The organism is Bifidobacterium sp. AGR2158 (genome assembly GCF_000424225.1).
In the GTDB taxonomy this organism is placed as follows: Bacteria; Actinomycetota; Actinomycetes; order Actinomycetales; family Bifidobacteriaceae; genus Bifidobacterium; species Bifidobacterium anseris.
This window is the reverse complement of the sequence record NZ_AUJM01000019.1, coordinates 1-12,311: the sequence shown is the minus strand read 5'-3', so window position 1 is coordinate 12,311 and position 12,311 is coordinate 1. Positions and strand designations below refer to the sequence as shown.

The window sequence follows — 12,311 nt, the reverse complement described above, 5'->3', positions numbered from 1 at the left end:
TCCTGGAAACGATTGGTCGGCAATGGTTGGGGATGTGGTGCGGACGGGTCACTGGGGGGCTGACGAGAAGAAGCGCGTCACGCCGTCGGTCACCGTCGCGACGTCGCGCGCGGTGCCCATCAGCTCGAAGCGGTACATCAGCGGGACATGGCATTTGGCGGCGATGATCGGGCCGGCGGCCGCATACGCCTCGCCGAAGTTCGTGTTGCCCGAGGCGATGACGCCGCGGATCCACGAACGGTTCACCTGGTCGTTGAGGAAGCGCTTGACCTGAGGCGGCACGGCTTTGCGCGCGTCGCCGCCGCCGTAGGTCGGCACGATCAGGATGTACGGGGCGTCGACGTGCAGCGGGTCGTGCGCCGGTACGAGCGGGATGCGCCGCACGTCGACGCCGTGCGACGGGAAGTCGCATTGTTCGACGAAGCGTTCGGTGTTGCGCGACGCCGACGAGAAGTAGACGACGGTGCCGGTCATGCCGCGGCATCCCGCTGGGCGAGCAGGCGGATGCGGTCGGGGCGGTAGCCGGACCAGGAGCCGGCGTCGGCGACGACGACCGGTGCCTGCAGGAACCCGGCGTCGCGCAGCGTCTGCGCCGCCGTCGGGTCGTGCGTGATGTCGACGGTGCGGTAGTCAAGGCCGAGACGGTCGAAGGCGCGGCGCGTCGCCGTGCATTGCGGGCATCCCGGCTTCGTGTAGATCGTGGTGGACATCAGTGCTCCTTTCGTTCGGCGGCCGTGGTGGGATGGAACGGACGGTCGTGCGCTGTCGGCGGTCCAAGGCGGCGCGCTGCGCCGCTCGCGCCGTTCGGGTGGCGGCTGCAGGTCGTCGTCAGTGGACGGTGTCGTTGCCCGAACAACGATACATGGTGTGTGCGCAGGTCGTTGAGCACTAGATGTAGTGGTTGTGGGTGTGAGCAAGGACACAGTGCGCGCATGTCGGCAGACGTCCGTAAGGGTCGGGTCGGCACCGTGCGGACGCTGGCGCTGGCATGTCCTGTGACGTTGTTCACAGGACATGCCGCCGGTGGGCATGCCGCTGCGCCGTCGGCGGACGGGGCTCGACCGCGGGGCGCGTCGGGAGGCTCGACGCGGGCATATGGGCGTGTCCGCGAATCTGGGATGCGGGGGCGACGTTGTTGGCTGAACGTGCGATAATCGGGGCAACACCGGGACTGCGGACGGCGATGCATGAAGCCGTCACACCCTTAGCCAATCAAGGAGAACCGCTTATGAACGGCCCCATCATCGCGCTGATCGTCATTCTGGCGATCATCCTCGTGCTTGTGATCTGGTTCATCACGACCTACAACTCGCTCGTGCAGCTGCGCAACCGCGTCACGAACGGGTGGGCGCAGGTCGACGTGCTGCTCAAGAAACGCGCCGACCTGATTCCGAACATCGTCGAAACGGTCAAGGGATACGCCGGGCATGAGAACACCGTGCTCACGCAGGTCACTCAGGCGCGCGCCAACGCCGTGAGCGCCGCAAGCCAGCCGAATATGCCGCTCGCGAACCGCATGGCCGCTGAGAACCAGCTGTCGCGCGCGATGTTCAACCTGCGCGCCGTCGTCGAGGCCTATCCGGATCTCAAGGCGAACGTCAATTTCATGAACCTGCAGGAGCAGCTTGCGCAGATCGAGGAGCAGATCGCTTACGGACGCCAGTTCTACAACGACGTCGTGCTCAAGTACAACAACAAGATCCAGACGATCCCGTCGAACATCGTCGCCGGCATCGGCCACTTCGTCGTGGCCGCGTACTTCAACGTTGACGACGTCGATCGCCAGGCGCCGCAGGTGAGCTTCGCGCAGCCGGCGATGCAGCAGCAGACGCCGGGCATGCCGGTGCAGCAGGCTGGAATGCCGCAGCAGGCACCCGGAATGCCGGTGCAGCAGCAGGGTATGCCGGCCCAGCCGCCGGCGAACGGCGGCTATCCGCAGTACCCTAGCGCCGACGGTGGTATGCAGGGCGGCGGCATGCAGGGCGGATACCCGCAGTACTGAGCCGGTTCGCTGCCGCGTCCATGATGCGGCAATGAGCTAGGTCCATGACAGCCTAGGTCAACCTTTGACATCCCGGGCGGTGACGGTGCGGAAGCGCGCCGCCCCCGCCTTCGCTGTTGTTGGGGCGCGTTCGGGGCGTGTACTGGGGCGCGGGTGGGGGATTTTGGCATGGCTGGATACGTATCTGCGCTGAGGGAGAGCATCTTGCGCGGCAAGGGCGAGTAGGCGCCTTGGGAACTGGCGGTTTTCGGGCCTGATACTCGGGATATTCGGGGAAGATGCTCTCCCTCAGCGTAGATACGTCGTACAGACCGCTCCGCGAGGCCCCGCAGCGGCCTGATGGCGCCCCGATGATGCACCGACGGGGCCGGTTTTGAGAAAAGCGAGCGGGGGGACGGCTCGGACGGGATAATCAGAAGCAGGTCCGGCGCCCTCGGAACGCAATGGCATCGTAACGGCGTCGTCGGAACATGGCCGTCCCGCCGAGATGACCGGCGGCCGGGCGCGCATATCGGCGCATGACCCAGAACAATGCACGTGCAGGGAGAAACATGAAGAAACGCGTATGGCTTTCGATGCTGAACTCGGTGGTCTGGACCGTCGTCATCTGCGCGCTCGTGTTCGGCCTCGGGTTCCTGATCGCGAAGGAATCGAACTCGTCCGACCTCGAATACAACTCGCTCGATTACGACGTGCAGGTGCTCGACAACGGCGACCTGCGCATCAAGGAGACCATCGACGTGCGGCTGCACGAACGCAAGGATTCGGACGACAACGTGATCGCGTGGAAGCAGCTGTACCAGACCTACACGCTCAACGCGTCGCAGCTGACGAACATCACCGACATCAGCGTGAAGAACCTCAGCACCGGCGAGGAATACACGCAGACCGAGCCGAAGAACCCGAAATACATTTCCGCAGGCGCATGGAACAAGGAATACGCGAAGCATTGGTACATCGCTGACGTGACCGCCGGCGCATCGTCGCCCAAGCCCTACGATCCGGACGTCGACGGGCTCGAATCGCGCACGCGCACGCAGATGGGGCTCGACGAGCGGGCTACGACGACGCCATCGGCGACCGCCTCGACCGGCACCGCCGACAGCCTCGACAAACCGCGCGACAAGGAAGTGGAGATCGGCTGGAACATCCCGGCGACGAGTTCGCGAAGCAGCATGCGCTTCGAGATCGCGATGACTTGGGAGGGCGTCTCGACCGAATACAACGACGTCACGAAGTTCCAATGGGAACCCTTCGGCCCGGAGAATATGACGCCGATCGGCATAATGCGCGCGAAGGTGACCTTCCCGCAGGGCGTTGGCGAGCGCGATTCGTGGGCGTGGCTGCACTACACCGGCAACTCGCTCACGAAGCGCATCCCCGGCGGCATCGAGTTCACTGCCTACAACGTGAAATCCAAGCAGTACCTCGATCTCGTCGCGATGATGACGAACGCCCACGTCAGCGGCGTCGCACGTCACGTCGACGCCGATGCGAAGCAATGGACGATTGACGACGAGACGCGTCAGGAACGCGAATGGCACGACCAGCAGCACCGTCGCGCCGTCATCCGCGTGTGCGTCTGGATCGCCGTCGCGCTCGTCGTCGTGCTGCTGAGCTTCTTCGGCATCCGCGCCGCGTTGCGCTCGCGCCGCGCCGCGCGCCTGACGAGCGACATCGACTATTGGCGCACCGCGCCCGCGATGACTCCGGGCGCGGCCGCCGTCCTGTGGACGAAGCTCGGTCGCGCGCCGTCCGCGTCGCGCACGTCGCGTGAAATGGCCGCGACGATGATGTCGCTGATCGACAAGAAATACATCGCCGTGTATCCGGGCGAGGCGAAACGCTACGCCGGCATCGACCTGAGTCGCGTCGGCGCCGCCGAGATCGCGCGCATGCTCGCGTCGGGTGAGACGAATCCGAGGAAGCTCGGCAAGACGAGCACGATCGTGCTGCTGCCGCGCGTGTTCGGCTCGACGATCACCGACGGCGGCGGCCACGGCGACAGCTTGTGCACGTCGGAGCGGCGGCTGCTGAAGATCCTGCTCGAGGCGAGTGAGCGGCTGCACACGCCGGTGTTCGACATCAAGCAGATGAACAAGGCGTTCCGCCAGTGGGAGGACGGCCATCTGTCGGTCGACCTGTTCACTGAGGCGTGCGACGACGAATGCGACGAGCTCGGCGCGATGAGCCCCGCGTCGCCGGCGGCCGTCACGCTCGGCATCTTCGACATCGTCGTCGGCGTGCTCGCCGGCATCTACTTCATGGCGGCCGAAGGCAATCTGCTGCTCGCGTGCTGCATAGGACTGCCGGCCGTCTTCTGCGGCCTGCTGGCGTGCCTGCTGCACAAGACCTACCGCATCACCGAATCCGGGCAGCGCACGATCGGCGAACTCGTCGGCTTCGAACGCTACCTCGAGGACTTCAGCGAGTTCTCCGACCGTGAAGTGCTCGATGTGACGCTGTGGGGGCGCTATCTCGTCTACGCGTCCGCGCTTGGCGTGTCGCGCAAGGTGCTGCAGCAGCTCGCGGCCGCCTATCCACAGGTCAACGACGCCGCATGGCTTGACGACAACGCGGCCGCTTCCGGCGTGCTGTTCTGGTCGGCCAGGCCGAGCACGATCGTCGGCGCTTCGCTCGGCTCGGCGCTCGCCGGCGGCAGCTTCGGCGCGTTCTCCGGCGGCTTCGTCGATTTCGGCTCCCAGCTGAGTTCGGGCATGGCCTCAATGCAGTCGACGATTTCGGCGGCGGCACCGTCATCGTCGTCGGGCGGTTCGGGCGGTTCATTCTCCGGCGGTGGATTCGGCGGCTCGTCGGGCGGTTCCGGCGGCGGCTCCTTCGGCGGACGGTGACGGCACCACCTGGCCGTTGGAGCGTCATAGGCGACGGTCCATGCCCTGTGGGCGTGGGCCGTCGCGTGCGCACCGGTATGATGTTCGCATCCGATGGGGCGGCACATGGCGCTCACAGTGAACGCGGGGGATATCAATGACCAGACGGACGAAGAACATCGTGCTGATGAGCCTGCTGCTCGCCGTGCTCGGCGTGATCAGTGTGCTCTCGATCGGTGTGCGCGAGCAGGCGGGTGCCCCGCCGCTGTCCTACAACGAGACGTCCTACGATGTGCAGGTGCTCGACAACGGCAACACGCGCGTGACAATGACGCTCGACTACCGTCTTGGCCGCCGCGAATCGTCGAAGACATGGAAACAGCTCTACCGCACGATCCCGCTGTCTCCAGCCGGCATCACCAACGTGTCCGTCGAACGCGTGCGCAACCTGAGCACCGGCGAAACGTACACGCAGGGCGAGGCGGTCGACGCAAGCCTGTACGGCAACGACAACTGGGACGTGCAGCACGCGCGCCAGTGGTACATCACGATTCAGGGCGACATGTACCACGGCTACGATCCGCGCACCGACGGCATCCGCGCGGGCTCGTCGGACGAAATCAGCAAAAACGTCGAAATCGGTTGGAACATCCCGGTGACGAAGTCGGCGAAAAGCGTGAGGATCGAAGTGACGATGACGCTCGCCGGCATGGTCACCGCGTGCCCGGGCAACGACGTTTTCAACTGGCAGCCGGTGGACGAGACGAACGAATCGCCGATCCGACGATTCTCGGCGACCGTGCGCTTCCCGCAGGCTGTGGACGAGCACAATTCGACGATGTGGGTGCACTACGACGGCACGTCGACGACGGCGTATCGCGACGGCATGTTCACGTTCGGCATCGACAACGTGCGCGCGCGATCATATGTGCAGCTCACGGCGATGCTGCCGGAGGGCAGCGTCGCGAGGCCGGCGAGGACGGACACGGTGAGCGGTGACGAACTCAACGAACAGGAACGCCGGCGTGAGACGAAATGGCGCAGCGAACAGCAGTCGTCGGCGCGTGGATTGCTCGTCATCAGTGGCCTGCTCGTGTTCGCCGCCGCCGTGATTGCCGCGATCGGCCTGCGCGGCGTCATCAAACAGGGACATCGGCGCGCGCAGCTCGAAACCATCATGCCGTATTGGCGGGGGCTGCCGCCGATGAGCCCGGGCGCCGCGGCGCTCGTCTACGACACCGTCAACGGCGTGACCACTGACCGCCGACTCATCGGCCGTCAGCTGAGCGCGACGATGCTGTCGCTCGTGACGAAAGGATTCGCGCGCATGTATCCGGGGACGGTCGACATGTATCGCGGCATCGATCTGCTCAGGACGGACGCGGCGGTGCTCGCGCAGATGGTGTCGGCACGGGGCACGGGGCGCGACGCCGACGCGACGAGCACAATCGTGCTGCTGCCGCGCGCATTCGACACGGTGTCGTGCCAGCGGCAGCTGTGCGCGTCGGAACGCGCCGCGCTCGACATGCTGCACACGGCGGGTCGACAGTTGGGATCGGTCGTTTTCGACACGCGGCAGTTTTCGCAGTGCCTCAAGGAGACAGGTGACGCGCAGGAACTGTCGCAATCGTTCTACCTATGTTGCGTTGCCGAGATGAGCGCGATGGGTGTGTTCCCGAAACGGTCGATGAGCGCGCGCGTATGCGCCGTCTTCTCGTACGTGTGCGCGTTCTTCGCGGCGCTGCTGTGGCTGCTGCAGGCGGGCGGCGTACTGTTGCCGATCGTCATCGTCGTCGTGTTCGCTGCGCTCGCCGGCGTGCAGTCGATGGGGCAGACGCAGTACGGCGTCGACGATCAGGGGATGCGGCTCGCGGCGCAGGTGCGGGGCTTGGGCAGATATCTCGAGGACTTCAGTCATTTCGCCGACCGCGGCGTGCTCGACGTCAAACTGTGGGGACGCTACATGGTGTACGCGACGGCGTTCGGCATCGCCGACAAGGCGATGGCGCAGCTGACGGCCGCATATCCGCAGTTGACGGACCCCGCGTGGGCGTCCGGCGGTGCGGACGGCTACTCGCTCGTCTACTGGATGGACAGGTCGTTCCGACATACGCGCATGCGCGGCGGATCCGCTAGCAGCATGTTCATGGTCGGCGATTTCGTCGATCTTGGCGCGCGCTTCGCCGTCGGATTCAGCGACGTCGCGCACGTGATCTCGGCGGCGTCCGGCGCGTTCTCCGGCGGCTCGGGCGGATGGAACAGCAAGCCGGGCGCAGGCTGGGGCGGCGGCGGACGGTGAGTGGTCGCGGCGGCGGTTGTTGCTTACGACGGTTGTGGGAATTACTGGGCGATTTCTATGATGGTGACGGCGCGTCGTGCACGGCGCCGCGCCGGAACGTCAACAACCGCGAAGGAGCAGCGATGGTACTGCACAGGAACATGGGACCGTTCGACACGACGGCGATCGGTCTGGGCGAAATGCCGCTGACCATTGAAAACAATCTGGGCCCGAACATGGGCGTCGAGACGATCCATGCGGCGCTCGACGCCGGCTGCCGCCAGATCGACACGGCGTGGGCGTACTACTGCTCGGGCGGCGAGGAACAGGCCGGCGAGAAGCTCGTGCGCGAGGCGATGGCCAGCTGGGACGGCCCGAAGGACGAAGTGCTCATCGCGACGAAGGTCGGCCACTACCGCAACTTCACCGACGGCAAGCCGACGTGGGCCGTCGACGGCTCGCCGGAGAACCTGATCCGCCGCGCGAAGGAAAGCGCGCTCGCGTTCGGCGTGGATACGATCGATCTGCTGTACTTCCACCGTCCCGATCCGCGCATCCCCTACGGCGAGTCGATTGAGGCGATCAAGCAGCTCGTCGACGAAGGCGTGGCGCGCGAGGCGGGCGTCTCGAACGCGTCGATCGAGCAGATGGACATCGCGCAGGAGATCCTCGGCGAGAAGCTCATCGCCGTGCAGAACCAGTATTCGCCGATCTACACGCAGACGGCGGACACGCTCGAGCATGCGGCGAGGATCGGCATCAGCTTCGTGTGCTGGAGCCCGCTCGGCGGCTTCCGCAAGCCCAAGGACGAGTCGAAGTTCGACCCGTTCCGCGCAATCGCCGAACGGCGCGGCGTCAGCTATCAGCAGGTCGTGCTCGCATGGGAGCTGTCCAAGGGCGACCACGTGTTCGTCATTCCGGGCGCGCACCGTCCTGCGACGATCCTCGATTCGCTCAAGGCCGGCGACCTCGAGCTGACCCCGGAGGAGCTCGCAACGCTCGGCTAGTGGCGTACGGGGCGGGGCGGATTGTCGGTGTGGTCGACGGTTCGTCCCGCAACTAGGCCCTTTTGCGGGTCGGTTCGTCGACGGGGCGGATGAGCCGACCCGGAGCGGGTTGGGTTGTCGACGGGGGCGACGGTTCGACCCGGAAATGGGGCTCTTTGCGGGTCGGGTTGTCGGCGTAGTCGACGGATCGGAACGGGGTGGCGTTGCGGTTAGACTGGGCTGCGGCGAAAACGGGGTCGCGCGGGCGCAAGGACAATCGTCGCGCGGCGGCAACAGGAGGAAATCGGGCATGAAACGTCGTGTGAAACCAGAGGTGCTCGCACCGGCAGGCAATCTGCGCGGACTGAAGACAGCCGTCGACTACGGCGCGGACGCCGTGTACTGCGGCGGCAAGGCCTTCGGCATGCGGTCGGCGCCGCGCAACCTGAGCATCGAGGACTTCGCCGAAGGCGCACGCTACGCGCATGAACGCGGCGCGCGCGTCTACGTCACGCTCAACATCCTGCCGAGGAACAACGAGATCACGGCGATCGAGACGTACATCAACGATCTGAAGACGACCGGAGTCGACGCGCTCATCGTCACCGACATCGGCGTCATGATGCTCGCGCACCGCATCGCGCCGGAACTCGAACTGCACGTCTCCACGCAGGCCGGCGTCACGAACTACCTCGCCGCAAACGCGCTGTACGAGCTCGGCGCGCGACGCGTCGTGCTCGCGCGCGAGATGGATCTGCAGGCCGTGCGCGACATCCGCGCGAACATCCCCGACGACCTCGACATCGAAACATTCGTCCACGGATCGATGTGCATGGCGTTCTCGGGACGCTGCCTCATCTCGAACTACCTCACCGGCCGCGACGGCAACCACGGCGAATGCGCGCAGCCATGCCGATGGAAGTATTCGCTCGTCGAGGAGAAACGGCCCGGGCAGGTGTTCCCGGTCGAGGAGACCGCGCAGGGCACCTATCTGTTCAACTCGCAGGACATGAACATGATGGCGCACATCGATGATTTGATCGATTCGGGCGCCACGTCGCTCAAAATCGAAGGACGATCGAAATCGGCGTACTACGTGGCCGCGATGACGAACGCCTACAAGACCGCCGTGAACGAGTACATGGTGCAGCGCGGCTTCGAAGACGAGGACGGCAACGAACTCAAGCCGTTCCGCGACCGCGTCGTGCGCGCGGGCGACACAATCGACGATGACATGATCGGCACTGACTCGATCATGGCGAACGCCGACGCCGCGTTCGCCGGCATGCCGAATTGGGACAGCGCGAACGACGAAGGCGAGGAGACGGCCGCCGCAGCACAGGAAACGACGGCCGCCGCCGAGATCTCGAATCGCGCGGCGCGCCGCAGCGGCCTCGACCGCCAGCGCGCGTACGCCGAACAGACCGCCGACGGCTGGCAGCACGCCGCCGTACACCCCGCGCCGCACGTCGAACTGCCCGATTGGCTGATGGAGGAACCGTACAAGGTCGCACACCGCGACTACAGCACCGGTTTCTACTACCCCGAGCACAAAGTGGCGCAGAACACCGATCGCAGCGCATACTTCCGCGAATGGCTCGTCGTCGGCGAAACGCTCGGATGGAGCCCCGACGAAGGCGGTCGCGTCACGATTATGAGCCGCAACAAGATCGAGCCGGGACAGCTCGTCGAATTCCTGCTGCCGGGACGCGCGCCGCTCGAATACATTGTGCCCGACCACGGCATCCGCGACGCCGACGGCAACGACGTGCCGATGGTCAACAACCCCGCCCACGTGTTCTCGCTGCCGCTGGAGACGGAAGTCCCCGTCAACGCGGCGCTGCGTTCGCGCACGAAGAAGCCGACGCTCAAAGCGGAATGACACGTCCGTTATTGCCTGAGCTTAGGGAGGTGTCCGTCGGCGCGCGTCAGGCGCTAAAGTGAGCGGTATGAGTGAAACAGCACATGACGCGCAGCCCGACGAGGCGAGCGCACAGCACGGCGAACACCAGCCGCAGACGATCAATCTCGACGACCTGCTGCAGGCGGTGCAGGCGCACGGCAAGAAGACGATCGACGAACAGGACAAGGCGGCACGCGAACACGACGCCAAGGACGCCGACGGCAAACAATACGACGACGCAATCCTCGACAGCTCGGCGATCCAACCGACCGACGACGAAGGCAACCCGATTCCGGTGACGATTCCGATCGTGCTCGCCCCCGGCATCAACGTCATCTACACGACACGACTCGGCGGCGTAAGCACCGACGAATGGGCGCACTTCAACCTCGGCGGCAAATCCGGCGACGACCCGGCGCACGTGCGCGCGAACCGCGACGCGCTCGCGAACGAACTGCACGCGAAGCTGTCGATCATCAATCAGGTGCATTCAGCGAAGGCGATCGACACCGACGACGTGTTCACCGAAAACGCGACCTTCGGCTTCGACGCCTCCGGCACACAGCGCACCGCCGTGCGCGAAGAGGACGGCTCGATCGCCGTGGAGCAGCCGAGCGACGACGTCGACGACGTCGAATCGGTCGACGGCGCCGTGCAGATCATCGAAGGCGACGCGCAGGTGACGACGAAGACCGGCATCGCGCTCGGCGTATTCGCCGCCGACTGCCTGCCGGTGCTGCTCGCCGACCCGGTCGCCGGCGTCATCGCCGCCGCACACTGCGGACGCAAGGGACTGATGGCGAGCGTCATCGCCGAAACCGTCGACATGATGAAGCACAAAGGCGCCGATCCCGCGCACATCCTGGCGACGCTCGGCCCGGCGATCTGCGGCGACTGTTACGAGGTTGGCGACGAGATCGCCGACGCCTTCGACGCGCGATTCCCCGGCACGTTCACGCTCACGCGCTTCGGCGGCCCCGGCATCGACATCAACAAGGCGGCGCTGCAGGCGCTTGAAGAAGCCGGCGTCCTGCCGAAGCACATCTTCTCATCGCAGCCGCGCGTCAACGCGGCCACGCAGTACCTGTCGCAGGACGCCGAACTGCAGCAGCTGTGCCGCGAAGACAACGAAGGCGACCCCGAACTCGACGAGCGCATCAAAGGCATCCGCCACAGCATGTGCACGCTCGAGAATCCGCTGTGGTTCTCTCATCGCCGCGCGCAGCTCGCGCACAAGAGCCACGAAGGGCGCATGCTCGCACTCATCGTGCGGCAGTGAGCGGTTGCTCGGCAATCGTTCGATTTCTTGGATTTCTCGGATCTCTTGGAAGGAACAACCATGGAACAACAGGACGTGACCACGGCGGGCGACGCGCAGGCGCAGGAACGCAAGGGTGTGCCGGTCGTCGCCGTCGTGCTCGCCGCGGGTTCGGGACTGCGGTTCGACCCGGACAACCCCAAGCAGCTCGTCGCGATCGACGGCAAGCCGATTGTCGGGTGGAGCATCGACGCCTTCGAGCATAACGCGCACGTCAGCGACATCATCGTCGTCGTCAACGCGCAGGTGCGCGCCTCGGTCGAACAGCTCATCCGCGACGGCGGCGCCACGAAGGTGCGCGCCATCATCGACGGGGGCGCCGAACGCGCGGACAGCACGGCCGCGGCGCTCGAAACGCTGTCCGCCGCAGGCGTGCCCGGCGACGCGAAGATCCTCATCCACGATTCGGTGCGGCCCTTCGTCACGCAGTCGCAGATCGACGGCTGCATCGACGCGCTCGAGGAGTTCGATGCGGCCACCGTCGCGTGCCCGTCGACGGACACGATTCTGCTCACCGAGGATCTCGGCGACCGGCAGGCCGTCAAGTCGGTGCCCGAACGGCGCCATGCGTACCGCGCGCAGACGCCGCAGGCCTTCCGCTTTGCGACGATTCACGAGGCCTACGAACTCGCGTCCGACGACCCCGATTTCCGGCCGACCGACGACACGCGCGTCGTCGTCGACTATCTGCCCGATACGCCGGTAGCGATCGTCGGTGGTTCGTCGCTCAACATGAAGGTCACGACGCGCGACGACATGCCGTTCGCGACGCTCATCGCCGGCGAGATCACGAAGACCGCCGCCAAACAGCAGGTGCATACGATGTTCCAGCAGGCGCTGAGCTGAACCGGCTGCGCTGAATCAGCTGCGAAGACGAACGCGGCGCATGGGAGTACAGCTCCTGTGCGCCGCGTTTTGCGTTGTTGTGCGTGTGTCTACGGCTGTGTAGGTCCGTGTCGGGTGGCGGTTCGCTGGTATCTCGGCTGGGAGGGT

Annotated in this window: 8 protein-coding genes and 1 pseudogene; 7 read left to right on the top strand and 2 right to left on the bottom strand. The window is 65.6% G+C overall.

The window, feature by feature from the left end; genetic code table 11:
• Positions 1-48: 48 nt before the first annotated feature.
• Both nrdI and G606_RS0108020 read right to left on the bottom strand, forming a co-directional pair.
• Positions 49-474, bottom strand: coding sequence for a class Ib ribonucleoside-diphosphate reductase assembly flavoprotein NrdI (gene nrdI / locus G606_RS0108025; RefSeq protein WP_026645526.1), 426 nt, complete (start codon positions 472-474; stop codon positions 49-51).
• Positions 471-710, bottom strand: a complete 240-nt coding sequence (locus G606_RS0108020) for a glutaredoxin domain-containing protein (protein WP_026645525.1) — start codon at positions 708-710, stop codon at positions 471-473. The genes nrdI and G606_RS0108020 overlap by 4 nt, the downstream gene beginning before the upstream one ends.
• A gap of 518 nt (positions 711-1,228) precedes the next feature.
• On the opposite strand from G606_RS0108020, the pseudogene G606_RS10315 reads away from it, so the two are divergent.
• The 7 genes and pseudogenes from G606_RS10315 to G606_RS0107985 form a co-directional block, all read left to right on the top strand.
• Positions 1,229-1,804: pseudogene (locus tag G606_RS10315) on the top strand (LemA family protein); the annotation flags it as partial.
• A gap of 749 nt (positions 1,805-2,553) precedes the next feature.
• Positions 2,554-4,854, top strand: a complete 2,301-nt coding sequence (locus G606_RS0108010; protein WP_026645524.1) for a DUF2207 domain-containing protein — start codon at positions 2,554-2,556, stop codon at positions 4,852-4,854.
• 136 nt (positions 4,855-4,990) lie between these two features.
• On the top strand, positions 4,991-7,132 hold the full coding sequence (locus tag G606_RS0108005) for a DUF2207 domain-containing protein (protein ID WP_026645523.1): 2,142 nt from the start codon (positions 4,991-4,993) through the stop codon (positions 7,130-7,132).
• A gap of 122 nt (positions 7,133-7,254) precedes the next feature.
• Entirely contained in the window at positions 7,255-8,118 is an 864-nt protein-coding gene (locus G606_RS0108000; RefSeq protein ID WP_026645522.1) for an aldo/keto reductase, read from the top strand.
• A gap of 289 nt (positions 8,119-8,407) precedes the next feature.
• Positions 8,408-9,979, top strand: a complete 1,572-nt coding sequence (locus tag G606_RS0107995) for a peptidase U32 family protein (protein ID WP_026645521.1) — start codon at positions 8,408-8,410, stop codon at positions 9,977-9,979.
• A 67-nt stretch (positions 9,980-10,046) separates the two neighbouring features.
• Positions 10,047-11,279 (top strand): polyphenol oxidase family protein, encoded by a 1,233-nt coding sequence (locus G606_RS0107990; RefSeq protein ID WP_026645520.1) that lies wholly within the window; start codon positions 10,047-10,049, stop codon positions 11,277-11,279.
• A gap of 60 nt (positions 11,280-11,339) precedes the next feature.
• Entirely contained in the window at positions 11,340-12,164 is an 825-nt protein-coding gene (locus tag G606_RS0107985; protein WP_051198724.1) for an IspD/TarI family cytidylyltransferase, read from the top strand.
• The last annotated feature ends 147 nt before the right edge of the window (positions 12,165-12,311 follow it).